Source organism: Achromobacter sp. 2789STDY5608621, assembly GCF_001299375.1.
Taxonomy (GTDB): domain Bacteria; phylum Pseudomonadota; class Gammaproteobacteria; order Burkholderiales; family Burkholderiaceae_B; genus Achromobacter; species Achromobacter insuavis.
This window is the reverse complement of the sequence record NZ_CYTU01000006.1, coordinates 193899-218146: the sequence shown is the minus strand read 5'-3', so window position 1 is coordinate 218146 and position 24248 is coordinate 193899. Positions and strand designations below refer to the sequence as shown.

Genomic DNA, 24248 nt, shown 5'->3' with positions numbered 1-24248 from the left:
TTCAAATCGGGGCCTAAATTTGGATTCCGCCATTGCCGCCATGACGCGTACCTCCGCCGGATCGTCCGTCCGTTCCGGCCACCCGCTGTTGCCCGCGGTGTCGATACCGAGCGAATGGATCGCCCTGTCGCGCCAGGAAGCGTTCGACGAGGACCTGACCCTGACCGCCTGGAACGGCGCCCCCGCCGTCGGGCTCGACGTCGATGCCGAGGGTCCGCCGATGTTCTGCATCGCCGTTTTCCTGGACGGCCATGCGCGCATGTCGATCGAGGGCGGGGCACCCTTGGCGGTCGGACCCGGCATGGCCGTGGTGCAGACCGGCGAACGCGGCGCGCGGGGCCGTTTCCAGATGGCGGGCGGGCAGAATGTCCGTCTGGTGGACATCCGTTATTCACCTGCCGGGCTGTTGCGCGCCGGCGGCAGGCCGTTGGCCGCGTTGCGCGGCGCCTTCGTGCTGGATCACAGCGTGCCGGCCATGGGGTCGCTCATGGCCGGCTTTCCCGCGCCGCCCGGCCTGCTGCGGCTGGCCGGCGACGTGCTGGATTGCCTCCATGAGGACAACACCGCGCGCCGCCTGTACATGCGCGCCAAGGCGCTCGAAGCCCTGGCCATCGTGCTGGAAACCATGAGCGACGCGGCTGGCGAGCCCCCGGTGGCGCCGCGCGAACGGCGCCAGCTGGGGCAGGCGCGGCGCCTGATAGAGGTCCGCTACGGCGAGGAATGGACGGTATCGCGGCTGGCGCGCGAGGTCGGCCTGAGCGAAAAGAAGCTCAAGGCGGGCTTTCGCCAGGTGGCCGGCCGTTCGGTCCATGCCTATCTGAAGTCCGTCCGGCTGGAGGCCGCGGCGTCCATGCTGGAGGCCGGTTACAGCGTCACGGACGCCGCGCTGGCCGCCGGATTCGCCAACCTGAGCCATTTCAGCAAGAGCTTCCGCCAGGCCAAAGGAGTCGCCCCCAGGCACTGGCTTGACCGCCCCGGCGTCCGGCTGCGCTAAAATTAAGTTATCCACAGCAATCCGGGCCTGGTACTGCCCTCATAAGTATCGAAACCAGAATGCGCCACCTGGCCTGCAAGGCAGGGTGCTGATTGCCCGCGACGCGCTTGTGCCTCGGGGTGGTTTGCACGTGGCCGCGCGAGCGTGGCGCGCGTTCCGGTTGTCCCGATGCATATGTCGTGCAGTGCTCGCAGCACTCTCGTTTTGTTCTTTTCCACTGGTCCCGGTATCTGCCAAACCCTGATGACTGAATCCACTCAATCCGCAGCACCCACCGCCGAAGCGCCCGCGCCTACGCCCACGTTCTCCGACTTCGGGCTGCATCCCCTGCTGTTGCAGTCGATCGCCGAAACCGGCTACACCACGCCCACCCCGATCCAGGCGCAAGCCATTCCCGTCGTGGTCGAAGGGCGCGACGTCATGGGCGCGGCCCAGACCGGCACCGGCAAGACGGCGGCCTTCACGCTGCCCATCCTGCATCGCCTGATGCCGCTGGCCAACACCAGCGCCTCGCCCGCGCGGCACCCGGTGCGCGCGCTGATCCTGACGCCCACGCGCGAGCTGGCCGACCAGGTCTACGAAAGCGTCAAGCGCTACAGCAAGCAGACGCCGCTGCGTTCCGCGGTGGTGTTCGGTGGTGTCGATATCGGTCCGCAGAAAGAAGCGCTGCGCCGTGGCTGCGAAGTGCTGGTGGCCACGCCCGGCCGCCTGCTCGACCACGTCGAGCAGAAGAACGTGAACCTGAGCCAGGTCGGCATCCTGGTGCTGGACGAAGCCGACCGCATGCTCGACATGGGCTTCCTGCCCGACCTGGAACGCATCATCCGCCTGCTGCCCGCGCAGCGTCAGGGCCTGCTGTTCTCGGCCACCTTCAGCAACGAAATCCGCAAGCTCGGCCGTTCGTACCTGAACCACCCGGTCGAAATCGAAGTCGCGGCGCGCAACGCCACTGCCAACACCATCACGCAGATCGCCTACAAGATGTCGGGCGACCAGAAGCGCGCGGCGGTGGTGCACCTGGTGAAGTCGCGCGGCCTGAAGCAGGTCATCGTGTTCTCGAACACCAAGATCGGCACCGCGCGCCTGGCGCGCGAGCTCGAGCGTGACGGCGTCAAGGCCGAATCGATCCACGGCGACAAGACCCAGGCCGACCGCATGAAGGCGCTCGAAGCCTTCAAGGCCGGCGAACTGGAAGTGCTGGTCGCCACCGACGTGGCCGCGCGCGGCCTGGACGTGGCCGGCGTGCCTTGCGTCATCAACTACGACCTGCCGTACAACGCCGAAGACTACGTGCACCGTATCGGCCGTACCGGCCGCGCCGGCGCCACCGGTGAAGCCATCGCCCTGTTCACGGGCGACGAAGAGCGTTTCCTGCTCGACATCGAAAAGCTGATCAAGCGCGAAGTGCCGCGCGGCACGCTGGAACTGCCCGCCGACCTGGTCGCGCGCAGCCATCATGGCCATGGCCGCCGCGAAGAGCGCGCCGCATCGCCGCGCGAAGGCGGCCGCGAGCGTGGCCGTTCGTCGGAACGCCGTTCGAGCGGCGGATCGTCGCGCCAGCCGGTGGACGATTTCTTCCTCAAGCCCTACGAGCCGTCGACGTCGTCGGCCCCGGCAGAAGAGCCCGACGCGCCGCGCCAGGGTGGCAATTCGTCCGCGCCCAAGCGCCAGATCGCCGTCCTGCTGGGCGGCAGCCGCAAGTAGCGGCAGCGCTGCGCGCCCGCATCGCCGATGCGGCCCGCGCCAAAGGAAAAGCGTCCTTGATGGACGCTTTTTTTGTTTCAAGACAACGGTGATGCGGCGTTCATGGGGCGCTCGTTGTCGTTGTGGGGATCGGATCCGGGCGCCGCACGCCGGCCGCGATCGAGAACAATGCCGCGAGGATCGCGCAGCCCGTTACCTGGAGAATGCCGGCCTGAGTCCAACCCAGCGTCAATTTCAATTGGCCCAGCAGATACCCGGCGAAGGCCGCGGGCACATACAGGCTGGCCACGAACAGGCCCGAGGCCTGCGCCGCCTTGGCCCGGCTGACGGATTTGATGATGCCGGCCGACAGGTTGGCATACACCATGCCGCTGATGGCGGCGCCGAAGATGAACGACATGGCGGCGTGCGCGCTCAGCGATTTCTCCAGGTCGGTGAACAGCAGTCCTCCGGCCAACGCCGACAACAGCAGCGACCCGAACAACAGTTTGCGGTAGTCGTAGCGGTCTCCGAGCCAGCCTCCCAGCAACGATAGCAGGGCGCCCAGGCCGTAGAAGCTGACTGCGCCCGCCGCCTGTTTGGGGCTGAAACCGAGGGCTTCGCGCAGGTAGGTGGGATACAAGCCCAGATAGCCATAGATCGACAGACCGGCGAACGCGGTCGCGATGGCCAGCATGACCGGCGTGCGCGCCCACAGGCTTGTCCCGGCCGCCGGGCTGGCGGTGTCTTCGGCCTGCGTCGGCAGCGCCTGTGCTTCGCTGAACCAGGGTTTGACCAGCGGCACGATCAGGATGATGGCGATGATGCCCGACAGCCCGAAAACGATGAAGGGCATCTGCCAGTGGCTTGCGGCCAGGATCGCGGCGCCGAGGTTGGGGCCGATGATGGCGCCGATGCCGAATGTGAAATTCAGCGAGCTCGCGGCGACCGCCCGGTGCTGCAGGAAGTAGCTCGTGCCAATGGCGAGCAGCGCCGTCAGCTGCATGGCTTCGCCCAGGCCGGAAATGAACCGGTAGGCCAGCAGGTCCGGCAGTCCTTTCGCATAGGCGGTGAGGAAGGTGGCCACGGAAAAGATGACCAGCCCGATCAGCGTGACGGACTTGCGCGACACCTTGCCCAGCAGATAGCCGGTGGGTATGCCGGCCAGGCCCATGCCCAGCGTGAAGACCGTCGAAGCCAGGCCGACCTGCGGCAAGGTCAGGCCCAGGGCGTTGCGTACATCCGTGGCAAGGACTGAAAACAGCTGCCGGTCGATGGCGTTGATGACATATGAGAAAAGCAGTACGGCGAACATCCCGAGCGCGTAGCGGCGCGTTTGCATGGCAGTCTCCTTTGAATGTCGATGGGCCCTAGGCGAGCGCGTCGCAGCGTCGGGCGAATTCGGCGGGCAGCGCCTCCGGGGAAGCGCCTGTGGCGAGCAGCAGGCGCAGCAGCAGGCGCGCCTTCAGGCCACCCAGCGCGCCGCCATGGATCAGCCCGCGGGACAGCAGATCCTTTTCCGATCCGGGGAAGGCATAGGCGGCGCGCAGCACCGGACCGGCGGCCACCCGGGTGCTGAGCACGACGGGCATCCGCGCCGCCAGGTCGCCCAGCAGCGGGGCCAGGTGGCCCGGCACATGGCCGGCCCCCATCGCCTCGATGACCGCGCCGCGAAAGCCCAGGTCAGGAAGCGCGGGCAGCAACCTGCCGTCGTCGTCCAGGCCGATGCGCAGCAACGCGATGGGCGCTTCCTGCAATTGGCGCGGAGACCGCAGCGCGGGCAGCGGCGTCAGCCGGGCGTGCAGATGCAGGCGCCCCTCGCACAGCGTGCCCAGCGGTCCCCGGCCGGGCGAATGGAAGGCCGACGGCAGCGTGGTATGCGCTTTCTGCACATGGCGGGCGGCATGCACCTGGTCGCCAAGCACCACCAGCGCGCCCATGCCGGCCGCCGCGGGGGCGGCAGCCACGGTGACCGCCGCCAGCAGATTGGCGGGGCCGTCGGCGCCCGGCGCCGCCGCGCCGCGCATCGCTCCGGTCACGACGATGGGCAGCGGGCGGCGCGCCAGCAATTCCAGGGCGAAGGCAGTCTCGTCGATGGTGTCGGTGCCCTGGACCACCACCGCGCCCTGGCAGCCGCGGGCGAATCCCTCCTCGATCAACGCCGCCAGCTGCGCGAGATCTTGCTGCGTCAGGGACGCCCCGGGTTTGTTGGAGAAAGCGATGACCTCCAGGCTGGCCACCGCGGCCAGGTCCGGAACGGCGGCGACCAGGGCATGGGCGTCCAATGCGGGCGCGATGCCGCCATCGGCGCCGGGCGTCATGGCGATGGTGCCGCCAGTGGCCAGCAGGAGAACGCGGGGAAGGTCCATGTTCGGCTCCGGGCTAGGCCTGCTCGGGTTGGTCGGCTTGATTCCGATAGATATCGAGAATGTCGCCGCCGGTGCACAGACACACATCCGGGTGCGACAGGATGTGGTCGTACAGCTCGGCCAGGTAGCGGATGCGATGTGGCGCGCCCGTCAGATAAGGGTGGATCGAGATCGCCATGACCCGCGGGATGCTCGCCCCTTCCCGGTAGAGCTGGTCGAACTGGTCGCGGCCTCGGATCAGCAATTCCTCGGACCGGTGCTGCTGCACGGCGGAGATGACGACATCGTTGAGTTCGACGGTGTAGGGCACCGACAGCATGCTTCCCGTGCGTGTCCTGATGGGCACCGGCTGGTCGTCCAGCACCCAGTCGGCCACGTATTCGATGCCGGCGGCGGCCAGCAGGTCGATCGTGTCATCCGTCTCGGTCAGGCCGGGGCTTTCCCAGCCTCGCGGCGCCCGGCCGGTGACATCGCGGATGGCCGCGATCGTGTCGCGGATCGCCGCGGCCTGGTCCGCCACCCGGTGCATCGGTTGCTGCACATGGCCGTGGCCCATGAATTCCCAGCCGGCCTCCAGCGCCGCCTGGCAAGCCTGGGCGTATTCGCGGCAGGCGGTGCCATTGATTGCCAACGTGGCCTTCAGCCCGCGCGCGCCCAAGGTCTCGAGGAAGCGCCAGAAGCCGACGCGCATGCCGTACTCGTGCCAGCACCAATTGGGAATGTCCGGCAGCAACGGTTGTCCCATCGGCGGAGGCAGGACGGCGCGCGGCATCGCGTGTTGCGGCAGCCAGTTTTCCACGTTGACGATGGTCCAGACGGCAACGCGCGCGCCGTCGGGCAGCACGAATGGGCGACGTTGGGTAATCGGCTCGTAGGCGACGCGATCGCGAGCGGACCAGACGGGCGAGGGGTGATTCATCGGCAGGCTCCATGTGGGGAAACACGCGGGAGCAATTCACGGTTGATTCCATTATTTGGAATTAAATGGAGACCAATGATTCAGTGAAATACTCCTGCTACTGGCGATAAATGCTAGCGTTGCGATAAATTCACTCGCAACACAACCGAAAATAATTCCACTAATTGGAATGGCATGAATGATTCCCTTGCGCGGGTCGATGGCGCCCAAGGCATTACCCGGGCGGTGCTGGTGCTCAAGCTGTTGGCGCGCCAGGCCGATGTCGGCCTGCGGCTGGTCGATCTGGCGCAGGCCGCGCAATTGACGCGGCCCACCATGCATCGGCTGCTGAAGGCGCTCGTCGCGCAAGGGATGGCGGTGCAGGATGCCGCGACCCGTCGTTACCGGCTGGGTCCCCTGGTGTTCGAGCTGGGCCTGGCGGCGGCGCATCGTTTCAATCTGCGCGACCTGAGCACGGCCACCCTGGCGGACCTTGCCCGCGTGACGGGCGATACGACGTTCCTGTTTGTGCGCAGCGGCGACGACGCCGTCTGCATCAATCGCATCCAGGGGACCTATCCCGTGCAGACGCCGGCACTGCCGCTGGGCAGCCGCCAACCCCTGGGGGTCAGCGCGGGCGGCCTGGCGCTGCTGGCGGCGTTACCGGCCGCGGAACAGAAACGCATCATCGAGGCCGTTGCGCCGCGGCTTGGGGCATATGGGGAATTGGATGCCGACGATGTCCGCGCGCATTGCGCGCTGGTGGCAAAGGTTGGCTACGCGCACATCGCCAATCGCGCGGTGCCCGGCATCAGCGCGCTGGGTGTCCCCGTGTATGGCGAGAGTGGTCTGTTGCTGGCCGCTGTCACGGTCGCCGCGACCCACAACCGCATGACGGACGCCCGGGTGCGTGAGATCGTGCCGCTGCTGCGCGGGGCGGCGCAAGCCATCGGCGCCTTGTTGCAGCAATAACGGCGAATTGGGCCGAGCCTCCCCGGGGGGAGTGGATCTCCGGCCCGGCGTGGCCGTCAGGCGGCGAGCAGGCGGGGCAAATCGGGTAGCGCCGAGGTGACCGCCGCGCTGCGTTCGTCCAGGCTTTCCAGCAGACGTTCCAGATGGCCGATGTGCGGCAGCATCGGGCCGTAGAACACCACGCGGCCGCCGATCTGGATCAGCAGCGTGGGGAAGTTCTCGACGTCGACCTCGCCCAGCAATTCGGCGTGGTCCTCGATGTCGATCCAGGCGAAAACATGCCGCGGCAGGGCGCTGGACAGGGCGCGCAGCTTGGGTTTGTATTCTTCGCAGGTGTCGCACCAGGCGGCGCAGAAACAGGCGACCAGCCAGGCGTCGGGCGAGGCCGCCAATTGGGCGCGCAAGGCGGTGAGGTCGGAGCCGGGTACAAGTAATGTCATACGAGCGCAGGGGGGCGTGTTTGACTATCATACCCGGGATGATCACCTTCCTTTCGTCCTACGATGACCGCTTTGCGCACTGATTCCCCGCCGCCCGAAACCGGCCGCTTCGCCCGTGCCGCGAGCGGCGTCGGGTTGGCGTTCAAGCGCGCCCTGGTGTCGCAATGCCATCCGACGATGCTGTTCGCGGTGCTGCTGCCATTCCTGATCGCGCTGGTCGGCGTGGTGCTGCTGTTCTGGTTGTTCTGGACGCCCCTGACCGACTGGCTCGCCGCCCAGGCTTCACACTGGGACTTCATCAACCGCACCGAGGAATGGCTGCTGGCGATGGGGCTGTTCTCGCTCAAGATCTACCTGGTGCCGGTGATCGCGGTGTCGATCCTGTTGCCGCTGTCGGGCGTGCTGGGCCTGGCGATCGCGGCCGTGTTCGTCATGCCGCTGGTGCTGCGCCACGTCGGCCACCGCGAGTACGCCGGCCTCGGCCGGCAGGGCAAGCTGGCCACTTCCGTCAGCGTCTGGAACGCGATCTGGGTGTCGGGCGCGTTCGTGCTCGGCTGGCTGTTCACCATGCCGCTGTGGCTGGTGCCGCCGATGGCCCTGGTGTTGCCGATCTTCTGGTGGACCTTCGCCTTTTCGCGCATGATGCGGGTCGACGCCATCGTCGAGCACGCCAGCCCGGCCGAGCGCAAGCTCATCCTGGAGCGCCACAACGGCGGCTTCTGGATCATCGGCCTGATCTGCTCGCTGCTGAACCTGCTGCCGCCCGCCTGGATTATCCTGCCCGTGTTCTCGGCGCTGGTCTACGCGCACTACGGCCTGGACGCGCTCCAGCGGCTGCGCCAGGAACGCACCATCGACGTCGCCTGACGCGGCGCCTTCGCCTTCATTCAACCGCCAAATTCTGGAACCGGACATGGCAGCAGAATCCGCCTCCCGCCGCATCGGCCTCATCATCGTCGGCGACGAAATCCTGTCGGGCCGCCGCCAGGACAAGCATTTTTCCAAGGTCGTCGAGCTGCTCGGCGCGCGCGGCATGCAACTGGCCTGGGCGGAGTTCCTGCCGGATGACCGCGAGGTGCTGGTGGCCGCCTACCGGCGCAGCTTCGCCACCGGCGACGTGGTGTTTTCCTGCGGCGGCATCGGCGGCACGCCGGACGACCATACCCGCCAGGCCGCGGCGGCGGCCCTGGACCTGCCGCTGGCCCTGCATCCCGAGGCGGAGCAGGCGATCGCGCTGCGCACCGCCGAGATGGCGGCCAAGGGGCAGGGCACGGCCGACATGAGCGCGCCCGAGAACCAGCAACGGCTGCAGATGGGCGTGTTCCCCGAGGGCTGCGAGATCGTGCCCAATCCGTACAACCGCATCCCGGGCTTCTTCATCCGCGACCATACCTTCGTGCCGGGCTTTCCCGTGATGGCCTGGCCGATGCTCGAATGGACCCTGGATACGCGCTATCGTGCGTTGCAGCATACGCGCCGCCACGCGGAGCATTCGTTCCTGGTGTTCAGCATGCCGGAATCGCGCATCACGCCGGCCATGCAGACCGTCGAAAGCCGCTGGCCGGGCGTGCGCGCCTTCAGCCTGCCGAGCGTCGGCGAAGCCGGCGGCACGCCGCATATCGACCTGGGCGTGAAGGGCGAACCCGAGGCGGCGGCCGAGGCATTGGCCTTCCTGCGGGCCGAGGTGCTGCGCCTGGGCGGCAAGCTGGCGCCGCCCGCGGCCTGAGCCGGCGGCGGCAAGGGAAACGGGGCGCGTCCCCCGTTTGCGAGCCAAAAAACGGTTGCCAAATAGCCCGGTAAATTTCACAATACGGGAAAGAACTGTTTGCTGCGTTGCCGCAAGTCTGGTCTCTTTCGGTGGCGCCGCGCTAGCCCTTCCTTCCTATGTCCCGTCCTTCTTCCACCCGCAACGCCCTGGACGCCGAGGCCGATGGCGCTTCGGGCAGTCCCATTGCCATCCAGGTCATCGAGCGCGCCATGCGCCTGCTCGATGCGCTGGCCGCGCAGCCCGATCCCGTCACGCTCAAGGAATTGTCCGCGACCACCGGCCTGCATGCCTCCACCGCGCACCGCATCCTGAACGACCTGGTCGTGGGCCGCTATGTCGAGCGCGTCGATAACGGCCTGTACCAGCTGGGCATGCGCCTGCTGGAGCTGGGCTCGCTGGTCAAGGGACGGCTGAACGTGCGCGAGGCCGCCATTTCGGCGATGCGGTCGCTGCACAAGCTCACGGGCCAGACCATCAACCTGTCGGTGCAGCAGGGCGACGAAATCGTCTACATCGACCGCGCCTGGAGCGAGCGTTCGGGCATGCAGGTGGTGCGCGCCATCGGCGGCCGCGCGCCGCTGCACCTGACCTCCACCGGCAAGCTGTTCCTGTCGACCGGCGACGCCCGCCAGGTGCGCGCCTACGCCTTGCGCACCGGCCTGGCCGGCCACACCCGCAACAGCCTGACCGACCTCGACCGCCTCGAGCGCGAGCTGGCGCTGGTGCGCCGCCACGGCTACGCGCGCGACAACGAGGAACTGGAACTGGGCGTGCGCTGCATCGCCGCGGGCATTTTCGACGACACCGGCAAGCTGGTCGCCGGCCTGTCGATCTCGGCGCCCGCCGAGCGCCTGCAGGACGACTGGATCAAGGCCCTGGTGGACACGGCCGCCAGCATTTCCGAGGCGCTGGGCTACGAGCCCTCGGTGTCCAGCGGCTTCAACGGCCTGGGCATGGCGGCCGAAGCGATGCGCACCTGATCGACTGCGTTGCCACGGCCATGAAAAAGCCCCCCGGTTTCAGCAACCGAGGGGCTTTTTCATGGCCGTGGCGAAACTATCCGTCAGGCGCGATGCGCAGCGCAGGCCCCGTCTGGCGGGGCCCGCCCTGAATTACTGCTGTTCGACGCCGGCCTTCTTGAACAGCTCGGCCCACTGCGGGACCTGCTGCTTGACCTTGGCGTCCAGGGCCTGCGGATTGGCGTCGGCGGTCAGCACCGTGGCGCCCAGCTGCTTCATGCGTTCCTGGAACTTCGGATCCGCCAGGCCGGCCTGCAGGCTCTTGACCAGCTTGTCGACCACCGGCTTGGGCGTGCCCTTCGGCACCCACATACCGTGCCAGATACCGACTTCGAAGCCCTTGAAGCCGGACTCGTCCATGGTCGGCAGCTTGGGCAGCGTGGGCACGCGCTGCAGGCTGGTGACGGCGTAGGCCTTGACCTTGCCGCTGTCGATCTGCTGCGTGGTGTTGGTGGTCTGGTCGCACAGCAGGTCGACCTGCTTGCCCAACAGGTCGTTCATGGCCGGCGCGGTGCCCTTGTAGGGGATCGTCAGCAACTGCACGCCCAGCGCCTCGACCAGCATGGTGCCGCACAGGTGGCTGGCGGCGCCGATGCCGGCGTTGGCCAGCGAGACCTTGTCCTTGTTCTTTTTGACGTAGTCGGCCAGTTCCTGGATGTTGTTGGGCGGGAAGTCCGAGCGCGCGATGATGGTCATCGGCACGTCGACCACCAGGCCGATCGGCTCGAAGCTCTTGTAGGGGTCGTACCCCGGATTCTTGTAGAGCGACGGCGCGGTCGAGAAGCCGGCGTGCATCAGCAGCACGGAATAGCCGTCCGGCTGCGCGCGGGCCACTTGGGTGGTGCCGATGGTGCCGCCCGCACCGCCCTTGTTTTCGACCACGACGGTCTGGCCCAGCGAATGCCGCATGGCTTCAGCCAGCGAACGCGCGACGTTGTCCGTCGGACCGCCGGCGGCGAAAGGCACCACCATGTTGATGGGGCGTTCCGGGAATTCCGCGTGGGCGGCGCCGGCCGCGAGCATGGCGCTGGCCGCGAGCAGGGCCGAAAGCGTGCGGGGGATGAGGGTCATGAAGTCTCCAATTGCAGGGTTTTGCTTGCTGCGATGTGTTTTTGACCGCTGACTTATCGTTTGTGTTTGTCTGTCATCAGCGTGCAAGCAGTGTAGAAAAGAATTGATACGCCGTCATGTCCGGTATTTCCCGAATCATGGGAAATCCTTGTGCTGGATCAACCCCGCACCGGCGCTTGCACTGTTAATGTGCAAATAGTTGTTGCGTTGCACCAATATTGCTTGACAAGGTTTTTTAGGCCCGTAGAATATCAATTGTGCAGTGCATCAAACGGGCCGGCGGTAGCTTGTAGTACCAGTTTCCGCGCACGTTCCTTATTTCGTCGCAGACACCATCCTTACTTGCCGGAGAGCCTCCGGCTACCCCTAAAAGGAGCAATTCTATGAGCGCTATCCCGCAACAAGTCCTGGACCGTCAAAAAGCCAGCATCAACACCTTCGTGGCCGCCCAATCGGCCGTGTTCGCCGGCTTCGAAAAGCTGGTCGAGCTGAACCTGAAGGTCGTGCGCGCCACCCTGGACGAAGTCGCCCAGAAGTCGCAGCAAGCCGCCGAAGTCAAGGACCCGCAGGAAGCCGCGGCGTTCGCCTCGGGCCTGCTGCAGCCGGGCGCCGAAAAGGCCCTGGCCTACACCAAGCACGTGTACGACATCGTCGCCGGCGTGCAGGGCAACCTGGTCAAGCTGACCGAAGAACAAATCGCCGAAGGCCAACAGCAACTGAGCGACGCCGTCGAGCAGTTCTCCAAGAACGCCCCCACGGGTTCGGAAAGCGCCGTCGCCCTGATCAAGTCGTCGCTGGCCACCGCCAACAGCGCCTATGATTCGCTGACCAAGGCCGCCAAGCAGGCCGCCGAAGTCGCCGAGTCCAACCTGAATGCCGCCGCCAACGCGACCTTCAAGGCCGCGACGGATGCCGCCGACGCCGCCACCAAGGTCGCCAGCCGCAGCCGTCGCAGCGCCTAAGTATTTGGCGCGCGATGCTGCGCAAATCGCAGTAATGTAGTACTGTTGAGTGACAGAGCAGAGCTGGAATTAGGGCCACCCTTCGGGTGGCCTCTTTTTTTGCCCATTTTCCCCGCGGGATGACGGGCGCGCGCGGGCGCCGCCCGGGCAGCATGGCCGCCCGCGAGGTTCGTCCTGGAAAGCCCCGGCGTGGCCGGGGCGCGGGATCAGGCCCGGCGGGCCACCGCCCGCACGCACTCGCCCACCAGGGCGGGGCCGCGGTAGATCAGGCCTGTGTACAACTGCACCGCGTCGGCGCCGGCCTCGATCTTTTCGCGGGCCTGCTGGCCCGACAGCACGCCGCCCACGCCGATGATCGCCAGGCTGTCGCCCAGCTGCTGCTTGAGCCGGCGGATCACCGCCAGCGACAGCTCATGCACCGGCGCGCCGGACAGGCCGCCCGCTTCCTCGGCGTGCGCCATGCCGGTGACGGCATCGCGCGACAGGGTGGTGTTGGTGGCGATGACGCCGTCGATGCCATGGCGCGGCAGGGCGTCGGCGATGGCGTCGATCTGTTCCGTGGTCAGGTCGGGAGCGATCTTGACGGCCATCGGCACGCGGCGCTGGTGCTGGTCTTCCAGCGCGCGGCGCTTGTCCGCCAGTTGCGCCAGCAGCGCCGACAGTTCGTCGCCGCCTTGCAGGGCCCGCAGATTCTTGGTGTTGGGCGACGAGATGTTCACCGTGACGTAGTCGGCGTGCGGGTACACGCCGGCCAGGCCGATCAGGTAGTCGTCGGCCGCGCGCTCGATCGGGGTGTCGGCGTTCTTGCCGATGTTCAGGCCGAGGATGCCGCCCTGCTTGCGCCACTGGCTGCGCTGTACGTTGGCCAGGAACGCGTCCAGCCCCTGGTTGTTGAAGCCCAGGCGGTTGATCAGCGCGTTGGCGCGCGGCAGGCGGAACATGCGCGGCTTGGGGTTGCCCGGCTGTGCCCGCGGCGTCACCGTGCCGACCTCGACGAAACCGAAACCCAGATTGCCGAGCGCGTCGATATAGGCGCCGTTCTTGTCCAGTCCCGCCGCCAATCCGATGGGGTTGGCCAGCTGCATGCCCATCAGGGTGCAGGGCGCCTTGGGCTGCGCGTGCAGCAGCTTGCGCGTGGCGCCGCATTCGTAGGCCCGCTGCAGCCCCGACAGGGTGACTTCGTGGGCGGTTTCCGCGTCCATGGCGAACAGCGCCGGGCGGGCCAGGGGATAGGCGTGGAAGAGGATCGACATGGAGCGGGATTGTAAAGCGTCTTTGGCCGCCCTTGCGGGCCGCCGCCGCCGGGGCGGATCAGGCGGCCGGGCCGGGCGTGGCGGGCGCGGGCGGTTCGCCCCAGGCGCCATCGATCAGGTACTGGGCCGGATGGAAGCTGGCCTTGTACGACATTTTCTGGCTGTCCGCGATCCAGTAGCCCAGGTAGAGCCAGGGCAGGTTGAGCGTGCGGCACTGCTCGATCTGCCAGAGGATGCTGTAGGTGCCCAGGCTGCCCGGCACGTCGGGATCGTAGAAGGTGTAGACGGACGACAGGCCGTCGTCCAGCACGTCGATGATCGAGACCATCATCAGCACGCCCGCGGGATCGCGGAATTCGACCAGGCGGGTGTTGACGCGGCTGGTGAGCAGGAATTGCGCGTACTGCGTGCGGCTGTCCTCATCCATGCCGCCGCCGGGATGGCGGCCCTGCTGGTAGCGGGTATAGAGCCGGTAATGCTCGGGCGACCACGCCAGCTCGGCCACGAACGACTGCAGGTTGCGGTGGTCGCGCCAGGCGCGGCGCTGGCTGCGGTTGGGCGCGAAGCCGGCGGTGTCGACCCGCACCGGCACACAGGCGTGGCAACTGTCGCAGTGCGGGCGGTAGGTGAACAGGCCGCTGCGGCGAAAACCCTGCTCGACCAGTTGCGAGTAGGTGCCGGCGTTGATCAGGTGGCCGGGCGCGGCAACCTGCGACCGTGCCTGGCGTCCCGGCAGGTAGCTGCAAGGGTAGGGAGCGGTCGCGTAGAACTGCAGCGTGGAGAAAGGTAATTCTTTGAGCTGGCTCATGTGGGATCCCGGTGTCCGGCGCCAAGTCCGTGACGGGGACGACTACATATTAACGCCTAACCCGGCTCGCGATGTGGGGGGACGGAGCGCGGCGCCAGGCGCCGGGGCGGCCGTCAGGCGGCCGCCAGGGGCAGCAGCCGCCCCGTGCTGTCCAGCCGTCCGCGCGACCAGGCCAGCGGCGGCTGCACGGTGGCGGCGCGCACGTGTTGCAGGAAGCGCGAGCGTGGCACCGGCCGCGCGCCCAGGCTGGCCAGATGGCGGGTCTGCTGCTGGCAGTCGATCCACTGCACGCCCTGCGCGCTGACGTAGCGCACCAGGTAGGCCAGCGCGATCTTGGAGGCGTTGGGCGCGCGCGTGAACATCGATTCGCCGAAGAACATGCGGCCCAGGTTGATGCCGTACAGGCCGCCGGCCAGTTCGCCGTCGATCCAGGTTTCGATGCTGTGGACGTAGCCGGCCTCGTGCCAGGCGAGGTAGGCCTGCCGCATGGCGGCGGTGATCCAGGTGCCCGGCTGGCCATCGCGCGGCGCGGCGCAGTGCGCCATCACCGTGGCGAAGGCCGTGTCGACCCGCACCTCAATGCGCGGCGCGGCCTCGTGTTCGTGGCTGGCGATCTGGCGCAGCAGCTTGCGCAGCGAGTGCGAGGGCGCGAAGTCGCGACAGGCCAGCACCATGCGCGGATCCGGGCTCCACCACAGGATCGGCTCGCCCTCGGAATACCAGGGGAAGATGCCGTTCGAGTAGGCCTGGATCAGGCGCGGCGTGGACAGGTCGGCGCCGGCCGCCAGCAGGCCGTCCGGATCCGTCAGGGCGAATTCCGCCGGCGGAAAGGGCGTGTCGGCGGCGAGCCAGGGCAGCTTCAACGGTGCGATTCTAGGGTGTAGTGGTGAGGGCCGAACGTGCCGCGCTTGCGGTCCTCGAAATAGCGTTGCAGCGTGGTCGCCACGGTGCGGAACGCCAGGTCGTCCCAGGGAATCTCGGCCTCGTCGTAGAAGCGGGCTTCCAGGCTTTCCGGGCCGGGATCCAGCTCGGGGCCCAGCACTTCGGCCAGGTAGAAGACGTGCACCTGCTCGATCTGCGGCACGTCGATGATGGTGTAGATCTCGCCCAGCCGGATGCGCGCGCCGGATTCCTCCAGCGTTTCGCGGCCGGCGCCCTGCGCGGTGCTCTCGCCCAGCTCCATGAAACCGGCCGGCAGCGTCCAGGTGTTGTAGCGCGGCTCGATCGCGCGCCGGCACAGCAGCACGCGGTTGTCCAGCACCGGCACCGTGCCCACCACCAGGCGCGGGTTCTGGTAGTGGATCGCGCCGCAGTGATCGCAGATGTCGCGTTCGCGGTTGTCGCCCTCGGGCACCCGGCGGTTCACGGGCGAGCCGCATTGGCTGCAGAAGTTCGCACGGCGCGGCGCGGGGAAGTATTCGAGGGGCGATTTGGCGGTCATGGCTACGATTCTAACGGCTGCGGCGACGGCTGGCGCGTCGCGCGGGCGCCATCGGCGCGCGGCTGCCGAAGCGTTCTTCCAGGTGTTCGACGAAGGAACGCACCTTGGGCGAGAGGAAGCGCCGGTGCGGATAGGCGGCGTACATGGAAATCGGCGTGTGGGCGTAGTCCTGCAGCAGGGCGGTCAGGCGGCCGGCGCGCACGTCCTCGCCCACCAGGAATTCCGGCTGCAGGATCACGCCGTGTCCGGCCAGCGCGGCGGTGCGCAGCACGTCGCCATTGTTGGCGCGCAGGGCGGCGTTGACCCGCACCAGGTGGGTGACGCCGTCCTTCTCGAAATGCCATTCGTTGCCGGTGCTGGCGTAGGCGTAATGCAGGCAGCGGTGCTGCTTCAGGTCGTCGGGCGTTTGCGGCACGCCATGGCGCGCCAGGTAGGCGGGCGCGGCGCACACCAGCAACTGCTGCGGCGCCAGCGGCCGCGCCACCAGCGACGAGTCCTGCAGCGGGCCGATGCGCACCGCGACGTCGTAGCCGTCCTCGACCAGGTCGACCACGCGGTCGTTCAGGTCCAGGTCGATGATGACGTCGGGATAGCGCAGCAGGTATTCGGCGATGGCCGGCCCCAGGTGCAGGATGCCGAACGACACCGGCGCACTGACGCGCAGGCGTCCGCTGGGCGCCTGGCCCTCGGCCTGCAGCGACAGTTCCAGGTCGGCCACTTCGGCCAGGATCGGCCGCACCCGCTCGTAGAAGGCGCGGCCGGCGTCGGTCATGCTGAGCTTGCGGGTCGTGCGGTTCAGCAGCCGCACGCCGTACTTCTCTTCCAGGTGCGCGATCTGGCGCGTGACCACGGAACGGGCCTGGCCCATCTTGTCCGCGGCAGCCGCGAACGAGCCCAGTTCGACCACCCGGGCATAGGTCTGCATGGCGGTATGGGTGTCCATGATTGTTACCTAACGGGGAACAATAAGTTGCGATTTTGCATGTTTATCTTTGTTTTTGGAATCGCAAGAATAGCGGCCATGAAGAATCTTCCCGTCCTGGGCGATTCGCTCACGGAGAATGCAATGATCGATACCCGTACCGCGCCCTATGCCGCGCTCCTGCTTCGCATCGCGCTGGGCGTGATGTTCCTGGCCCATGGCCTGACCAAGCTGCTGGTGTTCACCCTGCCGGGCACCGCGCAGTTCTTCGCCAAGATCGGCTTTGCCGGCTGGCTGGCGTATCCGGTGACCTTCTTCGAGATCGGCGCCGGCGTGCTGCTGATCCTGGGCGTGTGGCCGCGCTGGATCGCCGTGATCGCCGCGGTGCAGCTGTTCGTTGCCTCCACCGTGCACTTCGGCAACGGCTGGGGCTTCAGCAACCCCAACGGCGGCTGGGAGTATCCGGTGTTCCTGTCGGTGGCCGCCGCGGTCCTGGCGCTGCTGGGCGACGGCAAGTTCGCGCTGCTCAAGAGCGGCCGCGGCTGATCGGCTCGCGCATCAAACTGTCTACTGGATTGGGCATCGCCCGCAAGGCGGCCGGCACCTAGAATGGGCCGGCCGCCTTGGCTTTTCTGGAGATTCCATGTCGTTCATCACGCGTGTCCTCGGCGCAGTCCTGTTTGCCGTCGCCCTGTCGCCCGCCGTCCAGGCCTCGACCGAACAAGAGGCCGCCAATAAGGCGGCCGTGCTGGCCTTCTATGAAAAGGGCCTGAACCAGAAAGACGCGGACGCCGCCGTGAAGTACCTGGGCGACCGCTACATCCAGCACAATCCAAACGCGGCTGATGGACCCGAGGGATTCCGCAAGTTCGTCGCCTTCCTGCGCGACAAATACCCGCAGTCGAAAAGCGAGATCAAGCGCGTCTTCACCGATGGCGATTATGTGATCCTGCATGTGCACGCGGTGCGCGAACCGGGGTCGCGCGGCAACGCCATCATCGACATCTTCCGGCTGGAGCAGGGCAAGATCGTCGAGCACTGGGACGCGGTGCAGCCGATTCCCGAGCAATCCGCCAACAGCAACGGCATGTTCTGAAGCGGGCGGCTTGCCGCCGGCGCGCCGTCTTGCGCGAACGCGCCGGATCAGGCGGTGGGGTTGGCCTGGAAACCCAGGCTGTCCGGCACCTGGGCGCGGTCGATCAGGCGCAGCGGCGCCGCGTCGTAGACGCCCGGCAGCGCGATGCGCAGCGATTGCGAGGGCGCCAGGCGATCGATGACGTCCAGCAGGGCGGCGCCGTCGTCCGTGACGAGCCGTTCCATCAGGGGCGGCAGGTCGCGATCCAGCACCACGCCGGGGCCCTGCGATGCCATGGCGTACAACTGTCCGGCGTCATCCAGCCACCAGCCGCTGACCGCGCCCACCGGTTGGCCGGTGTGCGTGAGCAGGGCGCGGCCGGCGTCATCGAGACGCAGCACGTACGGCGCGGCATCGAGCCGCAGGAAGACGCGCTGCGGCCCGTTCTGGAAGAACCAGCGACCGGCCTCGTCGTGTTCGTAATTGCGGTCGATGAAGCCCTGGATCTGGGGATTGGTGATGGACTCGCCCGGCCCGCCCGCGGCGGCCTGTCCTTGCGGATGCAGGCGCCAGCGGCCGCGCGGATCCAGCGACAGCCAGCCGAACACCGCGGGCACGTCGGGCCAGCGGGCGATGGCGTCTTTCACCGAGGGATCCATGGTCAGGGGCGGATGATGATGGGGGGCGGGTTGATGATGATGGCGGGCGCGGGCATGGCCGGCACCAGCACGGGCTGGGGCGCGTAACCGTAGCGGTAGTCGTCGCGGCACTTGCGCTTTTCGCGGTAGTCGCCGTTGCGTTTCCACTTGCGCTCGACTTCACAGGCGCCGTCCCAGTACTTCTCTTTATACTCGCCGCGGCCATGACCATGACCATGGCCATGGCCATGGCGGTGATGGCGGTCGGAATCGGCCTCGGCGGCCAGCGGCGCCAGCGTCATCAGCGTGGCGGCGGACAAGGCCAGCAGGGTGGGGCGGGCGCGTCGCGATTTTTGATTGCTGTGCATGGGATCGTCGTCGAATGAAAACGGCGTCACCTTAGCAATCAAACGATTGACTGGGCGTAGGGATGGGTAACGAGATGCAGGGGGAGAAATACTGGAGGCGCAAGCCGGAATCGAACCGACGTACACGGATTTGCAATCCGCTGCATAACCACTCTGCCATTGCGCCAGTACTGCAAGAAAAAAGGAAGCTCGGTATAGGCCGGTGCTTCCTTTTTGTATTTGGAGCGGGAGACGAGTCTCGAACTCGCGACCTCAACCTTGGCAAGGTTGCGCTCTACCAACTGAGCTACTCCCGCGGGGGCACTGCGTTTGATGAACCTGTTTTGTCGGCTGCTTTTGAAAGAGGCCGTGTCCACCAAAGACAGCGATTATACACAGTTTTTAGGACTTGTGCGGGCTCGCCGGGGCGTCAGGTAAAAAAAGTAGCCGCAACGATGCAGGCATGCGGGATGCAATGCGGCAAAGCTAGACAGTCGGGGATGGGATCGACAGGAATCTGTCGTGCAAGAAGGCGGTGCCGATGGTGCCTGGCGAACCGTTTCAATAAGCAGATCCGGCGGATGATTCCAACGATGCGGCGACGTTCATGAAACGGCGCATCTGCTGGAGCGGGAGACGAGTCTCGAACTCGCGACCTCAACCTTGGCAAGGTTGCGCTCTACCAACTGAGCTACTCCCGCGCGGATACTGCTGTACTGCGAAGAGGCGAGAGTATACCGTAATTTTCGGCCGGGGCAAGCGGACGTGCCCAGGCCCTATGGCCCAGGCCAAATGGTGATTCTTGGCGCTTTTTCGCCGCGGCCGCTGGCGGCACTATGTGGGCATGCGGCGATGTCGTCCGCAATGGCTCCCACAAAGGTATCCGTGACATGACCCAGCGTTTGAATTACTTCCAGGTTTCCGCCGAACTGTCCAAGCACTACCTCGACTTCAGCACCGCGCTGAAAAAGACGGCCGTGATCCGGGAATTCAATGACCTCGTGACTATCCGCGCCTCGCAGATCAATGGCTGCGGCTTCTGCCTGGACATGCACATCAAGCAGGCCAAGATCGGCGGCGAGCGCGAGCTGCGGCTGCACCACATCGCCATCTGGCGTGAGTCCACCCTGTTCAGCCCGCGCGAGCGCGCCGCGCTGGAATGGACCGAGGCGTTGACCACGCTGCACCCGCATGGCGTGTCCGACGCGGTGTACGAACAGGTCCGCGGCCAGTTGTCCGAAGCCGAAATCTCGGATCTCACCTTCCTGGTGGTGGGCATCAACGGCTGGAACCGCCTGAACGTCGCCTTCCGCACCGAGCCGGGCTCCGCCGACGCCGCGTTCGGCCTGGACAAGGCCGGGTTGAAGTAAGCGGGATTGAGGCGGACGGCGGCGTCGTCTTGCCCATGGGCAAGACGCGGGTCGCTACATCAGTTCCAGGATGCGGCGCCCGAGCTGCTCGGCGCGCTCCTGGGACTCGATGTTGGTGAAGCTCATCAAGAGTCCGGCGCCGCATGGGGCGGCGGTCGTCCAGCGCGACAGGGCGTGCGCATAGATGCCGTGCTCGACCATGCGTTGCGCCAGCGGGCGGTCCGTCTGGTGGCCCTGCATCCGCACCAGCAGATGCATGCCGCCCGGTTGCGGATTGATCGGCATGGCGGGGCCGAACACCTTGGCCAGTCCCGCGGCCGTGGCGTTGCGGCGCTCCGAATAGAGCCGCCGCATGCGCTGGATGTGGCGGGCGAAGTGGCCCTCCAGCATGAAGGCGCTGACCAGCGCCTGGGTCAGGCCCGGAATGCCGTTGCCCAGCACCCGGTTCACATCCTCGAAGCGCCGCACCTGGGCCTCGGGCACCACCAGGTAGGCCAGGCGGATGCCGGGAAACATGACCTTGCTGAAGGTGCCCGCATAGAGCACGCGGCCGTGGCGGTCCAGGCTCTTCAGGGCCGGCAGCGGCCGGCTGACGTAGCGGTACTCGCCGTCGTAGTCGTCTTCCACGATCCAGCGCTGATTGCGCTCGGCCCACTCCAGCAGCGCCTGACGGCGCGTCAGCGACAGCGTCACGCTCAGCGGGCTTTGGTGCGCGGGCGTGACGACCGCGGCGCTCGCCTGCGGCGCCTGCGCGATGCCCTGCGCCACCATGATGCCTTCGGCATCGACTTCCACCGGCGCGAGCGTCAGGCCCGAGTGCTTCAACAGCTCACGCGTCGGCGGGTAGCCGGGGTCTTCCACCCAGACCTCGTCGCCGGGCTGCAGCAGCGCCTGGATCACCAGGTTCAGGCTCTCGCGATAGCCGGACGTCATGAACACTTGCGCCGGCGAGCAGTGGATGCCGCGCGCGACCTGCAGGTGCGCGGCGATCGCGGTGCGCAGCGCGGGCAGGCCGTCGGCGGGCGGGTAGGACAGGTCGGCCGCCTGCGTGGCGCGCAGGTGGCGGGCGCCGAGCCGTGCCCAGATCTTGCGCGGAAAGGCGTCCAGCGCCGGCAGGCCCATCTGGAACGGCAGCAGCGTCGGTGGCTGGCGCCAGATGTCGGGGTCCGCCTTGGCGGGCGGCGGCAGCGGCCGGGGCGCGGCCTGCGCCTGCAGGCCGGGGGTGACCACGGTGCCGGCCTGGCCGCGCGGCTGCACATAGCCTTCGGCGTGCAGCAGCGAATAGGCCATCTCGATGGTGCCGCGCGCCACGCCCAGGTCCTTGGCCAGCGCGCGCGCCGACGGGATGCGGTCGCCCGGCTTGAGCGTGCCCTGGGCGATCGCGCCGCGGAAGCGCTCGTAGACCTGCCGGTACAGCGGTTCGTCGCCGGAAGCGGCGGGCGGCAGGCTGGCAAGGGAAGAGGGCGTCATGGCCTAGTCGAAAGGTCAATTTATGGTTCTTCAAATTATGGCATGGCTTCCTTAGCATCATGGTTGTGCCCGCCCTGGCGGCGGGTGGTTTCTTTCAAGACAGGATCCTCATGAGTCAACAGGACATCCGCCCTATCGAATCCGCCGAGGCGCTGCGCGCCTGCTTTCCGGTCATGCGCGAGTTGCGCCCGCACCTGGCCGACGAGCGCGATTTCGCCGACCGCGTCGCGCGCATGCGCGACGAGCATTACGCCCTGCTGGCGGTGTGGGAGGACGACGCGCCTGTCGCGCTGGCCGGCTACCGCTTCCAGGAAAACCTGATCTATGGCCGCTTCCTCTATGTCGACGACCTGGTCGTCACCGAGCGCAGCCGTGGCGCGCGTCATGGCGCCGCCCTGCTGCAGGCGCTCGAACGCATGGCGCGCGAGGCCGGCTGCGCCAAGCTGGTGCTGGACACCGGGCTGGCCAATGCGCTGGCGCAGCGCTTCTACTTCCGTCAGGGATTGCTGACTGGGGCGATGCGTTTCAGCAAGGTGCTGGGGGAGCAAGCGGCATGAGCGTCCTGCGTTTGACTTGCAGCCCGCGCGGCGCGGAATCGGAAAGCCACCGGCTGTCGCAGTTCGTCGTCGATGGCCTGGCGCGGGCGGATGCCGCGCGTGGCCGCGACCTCGTCGAGATCGACGCCAACCGGCTGCCGCATGTGGATGCCGAATACGCGTGGGCGCTGGGATCGCCCTCCGATCCGGACGGCGATCCCGCCGGATCGTTGCATCAGTCCGACCGCTTGATCCAATCGCTGGTCGAGGCCGATTACGTCGTCATCGCCACGCCGATGCACAACTACACCGTGCCTTCGGCCTTGAAGGTGTGGATCGATCACGTGGTGCGGGTGCGCAGCACGTTCACCGTGACGCGCGAAGGCAAGATCGGGGTGCTGGCCGACAAGCCGGTGTTCGTGGCGGTGTCGTCGGGCGGCCTGTTCTCCGGGGGCGAGGCGCGCCAGCCGGATTTCCTGACGCCCTATCTGAAAGTGGCGCTGGCCACCATCGGCCTGAAGCGCCTGACGTTCTTTTCGGTGGAAGGCAGCGCGATGGGGGGACAGGCGCTGGAGGCGGCACGGCTGCGGACTCAGGCGGAAATCGCGGCGTACTTCGCGGATGCGGCCGACACCCTGGCCGAGGTCGCCGCCTAGGCGCCGTGCCCGGCTCCCTTCTGGGTTGATACGCCGCTAGGCGTCCATCCACACGTCTTCGTAGCCCTGGTCGTCGATGATGAACTTCGCGCCTGGCGGCAGGCGCAGGTAATCGACGACCCGCGGTAGCAGCGTCGCCAGATGCGCGGTGTGAAGGGGCTGGTAGAAGTCGTCGGCGTTCGAGTATTCGCCGCCGTGGATGAACCAGCTGACGGTGCCGTCACGCGGCAACGCGATGCGCGTGCCGTAAATCGGCATGGCGCCAAGGGTATGCAGGGCGACCGCGACCATCTCTTCCGGCGCCATGCCCTGCATGCCGTATCGGGCGCAGATCTCGTCCTGTGCCGCCGTTCGCGGGGGTGTCGTCATGCAGGCCATTTCCGGTTGTTGTCGCGAATGTGTGATTGTCGCCGCGGAAATGAAAAAAGGGCCCGCAGGCCCTTTCTTGCAACATGCGCAGTGTGAAGACACTGCCCATAAAATCTGGAGCGGGAGACGAGTCATGCACTAGAGCGCTAAGTCTCTGTTTCCCAATCACTTTCTCCACTGTGGTGATCAGCGAAGAACTCAATTATAGCCTTGTTTTTCGCCCTCGGCAACAAAGTTCATCCAACCACTTCCACCAGCGTCCAAGGATGATCCATCCACCCGTCGTTACGCCTGATGCGTCCAGCTGCTGAGCGGGTTCGCTATCGAACTCCAACTTGCGACGATCATGACTTGCGCTCGCTCCGCAGGCAGCGCGGGGTGGTGTCGCGTGGACTGCCTGGCACCTGGACGGCTGTAGGACACAACCGCCGGCATCGGAACACCGCAAGTACTCATCTTTACATCGCTGCGGCTAACTTCGCCGGAGCGCAACGCGGCGCCAGTGTAGTGGCAGCCAGCCTCAACGAAGGCGTGCAGCAATCCGGTTCATCTGCTCGATCTCCGCGCGCTGGCCATCGGAAATCGCTTGGCATAGGTTGACGAGTTCCGGATCTGAGAGCTGCGCCTCGCGGCACATGAGGATCGCTCCCGAATGGTGCGGGACCATAGACGCGATGAACTGTCGATCGCCGATTCCGGTTTGAGCACGGGTAGCGGCAAAAGAACCGAGTGTGAGAACGGCAAACAAGCCGTACAGCACGAGATTGAGCCGCCGGTTTGGAAACATGCCGGGCATTGTCGCTAGCATGAAGATGCCCATTGGCGCCCACATAGTGACCGCCATGTAGAGCATGTTGAGATTGTTTCTGAAGTCCCTGGCGCCGTCGATCATGCTGAACATTACGAAGTACATGACGACGAGGCCCAACACCATGTTCACCCAGAACTTGGCGTATGGTCGGCCGTGCTTACCCATCTGACCGGATGTGTGATGTTGATGTTCATGGGAATGTTCAGCCATCTCCGTCTCCTATGTGCTGGGGCAACCTGGCAGGGTCACTGGTACTGCGGCAGATACTTTGTCGATATATCAGCATGTGGAGCGATGCATCACTAACCGCTGATTTCCAGTCACCAACTGGACGTAGGGGCGTCGAACGCTTCAACTCGCTGGTCTTGAACCGTCT

Annotated in this window: 27 protein-coding genes and 3 tRNA genes; 12 read left to right on the top strand and 18 right to left on the bottom strand. The window is 66.6% G+C overall.

The features are described 5' to 3' along the window. Positions 1–40: 40 nt before the first annotated feature. Both AOZ53_RS09665 and AOZ53_RS09660 read left to right on the top strand, forming a co-directional pair. Entirely contained in the window at positions 41–994 is a 954-nt protein-coding gene (locus AOZ53_RS09665; RefSeq protein WP_054432923.1) for a helix-turn-helix transcriptional regulator, read from the top strand. Positions 995–1237: 243 nt separating this feature from the next. Then, complete coding sequence (locus AOZ53_RS09660; RefSeq protein WP_156330720.1) at positions 1238–2698, top strand: DEAD/DEAH box helicase; 1461 nt, start codon at positions 1238–1240, stop codon at positions 2696–2698. Positions 2699–2798: 100 nt separating this feature from the next. Here the strand turns inward: AOZ53_RS09660 and AOZ53_RS09655 are convergent, their stop codons facing one another. From AOZ53_RS09655 to AOZ53_RS09645, 3 genes are read right to left on the bottom strand one after another with little or no spacing between them, the layout of a single operon-like run. Next, on the bottom strand, positions 2799–4019 hold the full coding sequence (locus AOZ53_RS09655; RefSeq protein WP_231689868.1) for an MFS transporter: 1221 nt from the start codon (positions 4017–4019) through the stop codon (positions 2799–2801). Between the two features lie 28 nt (positions 4020–4047). Then, positions 4048–5046, bottom strand: a complete 999-nt coding sequence (locus AOZ53_RS09650; RefSeq protein ID WP_054487633.1) for an asparaginase — start codon at positions 5044–5046, stop codon at positions 4048–4050. A 13-nt stretch (positions 5047–5059) separates the two neighbouring features. After that, positions 5060–5965: a polysaccharide deacetylase family protein gene (locus tag AOZ53_RS09645; protein ID WP_054487631.1), complete on the bottom strand. Its 906-nt coding sequence runs from the start codon at positions 5963–5965 to the stop codon at positions 5060–5062. A 174-nt stretch (positions 5966–6139) separates the two neighbouring features. Here AOZ53_RS09645 and AOZ53_RS09640 point away from each other — a divergent pair, with 174 nt between their 5' ends. Then, positions 6140–6916, top strand: coding sequence for an IclR family transcriptional regulator (locus AOZ53_RS09640; protein ID WP_054432929.1), 777 nt, complete (start codon positions 6140–6142; stop codon positions 6914–6916). Between the two features lie 56 nt (positions 6917–6972). Here the strand turns inward: AOZ53_RS09640 and AOZ53_RS09635 are convergent, their stop codons facing one another. Beyond that, complete coding sequence (locus AOZ53_RS09635) at positions 6973–7356, bottom strand: thioredoxin family protein (protein WP_054432930.1); 384 nt, start codon at positions 7354–7356, stop codon at positions 6973–6975. A gap of 63 nt (positions 7357–7419) precedes the next feature. On the opposite strand from AOZ53_RS09635, the gene AOZ53_RS09630 reads away from it, so the two are divergent. The 3 genes from AOZ53_RS09630 (at position 7420) to AOZ53_RS09620 (ending at position 10104) form a co-directional block, all read left to right on the top strand. Continuing rightward, entirely contained in the window at positions 7420–8223 is an 804-nt protein-coding gene (locus AOZ53_RS09630; RefSeq protein ID WP_054432933.1) for an EI24 domain-containing protein, read from the top strand. A gap of 46 nt (positions 8224–8269) precedes the next feature. Beyond that, positions 8270–9082, top strand: coding sequence for a competence/damage-inducible protein A (locus AOZ53_RS09625; protein ID WP_054432935.1), 813 nt, complete (start codon positions 8270–8272; stop codon positions 9080–9082). Between the two features lie 158 nt (positions 9083–9240). Further along, positions 9241–10104 carry an IclR family transcriptional regulator gene (locus AOZ53_RS09620; RefSeq protein ID WP_006393193.1) on the top strand — a complete coding sequence of 288 codons (864 nt, stop codon included), beginning with the start codon at positions 9241–9243 and terminating at the stop codon, positions 10102–10104. A gap of 132 nt (positions 10105–10236) precedes the next feature. On the opposite strand, the gene AOZ53_RS09615 is transcribed toward AOZ53_RS09620, so the two are convergent. Next, entirely contained in the window at positions 10237–11214 is a 978-nt protein-coding gene (locus tag AOZ53_RS09615; RefSeq protein ID WP_006393194.1) for a tripartite tricarboxylate transporter substrate binding protein BugD, read from the bottom strand. A 383-nt stretch (positions 11215–11597) separates the two neighbouring features. Between AOZ53_RS09615 and phaP the strand changes: the two genes are divergently transcribed. After that, positions 11598–12176 carry a TIGR01841 family phasin gene (gene phaP / locus AOZ53_RS09610; protein ID WP_054432936.1) on the top strand — a complete coding sequence of 193 codons (579 nt, stop codon included), beginning with the start codon at positions 11598–11600 and terminating at the stop codon, positions 12174–12176. Positions 12177–12382: 206 nt separating this feature from the next. On the opposite strand, the gene AOZ53_RS09605 is transcribed toward phaP, so the two are convergent. From AOZ53_RS09605 to AOZ53_RS09585, 5 genes are all read right to left on the bottom strand, one after another. Continuing rightward, on the bottom strand, positions 12383–13429 hold the full coding sequence (locus AOZ53_RS09605) for a quinone-dependent dihydroorotate dehydrogenase (RefSeq protein ID WP_054432939.1): 1047 nt from the start codon (positions 13427–13429) through the stop codon (positions 12383–12385). Positions 13430–13487: 58 nt separating this feature from the next. Then, positions 13488–14237, bottom strand: coding sequence for an arginyltransferase (locus tag AOZ53_RS09600; RefSeq protein ID WP_054432941.1), 750 nt, complete (start codon positions 14235–14237; stop codon positions 13488–13490). Between the two features lie 113 nt (positions 14238–14350). Next, positions 14351–15100 (bottom strand): leucyl/phenylalanyl-tRNA--protein transferase, encoded by a 750-nt coding sequence (aat, locus tag AOZ53_RS09595; protein WP_054432943.1) that lies wholly within the window; start codon positions 15098–15100, stop codon positions 14351–14353. Beyond that, entirely contained in the window at positions 15097–15678 is a 582-nt protein-coding gene (locus tag AOZ53_RS09590; RefSeq protein WP_054432945.1) for an NUDIX hydrolase, read from the bottom strand. The genes aat and AOZ53_RS09590 overlap by 4 nt, the downstream gene beginning before the upstream one ends. Before the next feature lie 10 nt (positions 15679–15688). Next, positions 15689–16621, bottom strand: coding sequence for a LysR family transcriptional regulator (locus AOZ53_RS09585; protein WP_054432946.1), 933 nt, complete (start codon positions 16619–16621; stop codon positions 15689–15691). A gap of 123 nt (positions 16622–16744) precedes the next feature. Between AOZ53_RS09585 and AOZ53_RS09580 the strand changes: the two genes are divergently transcribed. Further along, positions 16745–17146, top strand: a complete 402-nt coding sequence (locus tag AOZ53_RS09580) for a DoxX family protein (RefSeq protein WP_054433086.1) — start codon at positions 16745–16747, stop codon at positions 17144–17146. 97 nt (positions 17147–17243) lie between these two features. Continuing rightward, positions 17244–17696 carry a nuclear transport factor 2 family protein gene (locus tag AOZ53_RS09575; RefSeq protein WP_156333330.1) on the top strand — a complete coding sequence of 151 codons (453 nt, stop codon included), beginning with the start codon at positions 17244–17246 and terminating at the stop codon, positions 17694–17696. Between the two features lie 47 nt (positions 17697–17743). On the opposite strand, the gene AOZ53_RS09570 is transcribed toward AOZ53_RS09575, so the two are convergent. The 5 genes from AOZ53_RS09570 to AOZ53_RS09550 form a co-directional block, all read right to left on the bottom strand. After that, a complete protein-coding gene (locus AOZ53_RS09570; RefSeq protein WP_054432948.1) occupies positions 17744–18334 on the bottom strand; it encodes a DUF2946 family protein in 591 nt (196 codons plus the stop codon). A gap of 2 nt (positions 18335–18336) precedes the next feature. Continuing rightward, positions 18337–18681 carry a hypothetical protein gene (locus AOZ53_RS09565; RefSeq protein WP_054487649.1) on the bottom strand — a complete coding sequence of 115 codons (345 nt, stop codon included), beginning with the start codon at positions 18679–18681 and terminating at the stop codon, positions 18337–18339. A 92-nt stretch (positions 18682–18773) separates the two neighbouring features. Then, positions 18774–18847 (bottom strand) — tRNA-Cys (locus tag AOZ53_RS09560). Between the two features lie 54 nt (positions 18848–18901). After that, a tRNA-Gly gene (locus AOZ53_RS09555) sits at positions 18902–18977 on the bottom strand. Between the two features lie 308 nt (positions 18978–19285). Further along, positions 19286–19361 (bottom strand) — tRNA-Gly (locus AOZ53_RS09550). A gap of 189 nt (positions 19362–19550) precedes the next feature. On the opposite strand from AOZ53_RS09550, the gene AOZ53_RS09545 reads away from it, so the two are divergent. After that, positions 19551–20030 carry a carboxymuconolactone decarboxylase family protein gene (locus AOZ53_RS09545; RefSeq protein ID WP_054432950.1) on the top strand — a complete coding sequence of 160 codons (480 nt, stop codon included), beginning with the start codon at positions 19551–19553 and terminating at the stop codon, positions 20028–20030. Between the two features lie 54 nt (positions 20031–20084). Here the strand turns inward: AOZ53_RS09545 and AOZ53_RS09540 are convergent, their stop codons facing one another. Next, entirely contained in the window at positions 20085–21500 is a 1416-nt protein-coding gene (locus AOZ53_RS09540; protein WP_054487629.1) for a MocR-like pyridoxine biosynthesis transcription factor PdxR, read from the bottom strand. 110 nt (positions 21501–21610) lie between these two features. Here AOZ53_RS09540 and AOZ53_RS09535 point away from each other — a divergent pair, with 110 nt between their 5' ends. Next, positions 21611–22057: a GNAT family N-acetyltransferase gene (locus AOZ53_RS09535; protein ID WP_054432954.1), complete on the top strand. Its 447-nt coding sequence runs from the start codon at positions 21611–21613 to the stop codon at positions 22055–22057. Further along, positions 22054–22692, top strand: coding sequence for an FMN-dependent NADH-azoreductase (locus AOZ53_RS09530; protein ID WP_054487628.1), 639 nt, complete (start codon positions 22054–22056; stop codon positions 22690–22692). The genes AOZ53_RS09535 and AOZ53_RS09530 overlap by 4 nt, the downstream gene beginning before the upstream one ends. 36 nt (positions 22693–22728) lie before the next feature. Here AOZ53_RS09530 and AOZ53_RS09525 read toward each other — a convergent pair whose 3' ends face one another. Both AOZ53_RS09525 and AOZ53_RS09520 read right to left on the bottom strand, forming a co-directional pair. Then, positions 22729–23061 carry an immunity protein Imm33 domain-containing protein gene (locus AOZ53_RS09525; protein ID WP_054487626.1) on the bottom strand — a complete coding sequence of 111 codons (333 nt, stop codon included), beginning with the start codon at positions 23059–23061 and terminating at the stop codon, positions 22729–22731. Positions 23062–23581: 520 nt separating this feature from the next. After that, entirely contained in the window at positions 23582–24082 is a 501-nt protein-coding gene (locus tag AOZ53_RS09520; protein ID WP_003098996.1) for a DUF305 domain-containing protein, read from the bottom strand. Positions 24083–24248 lie beyond the last annotated feature (166 nt).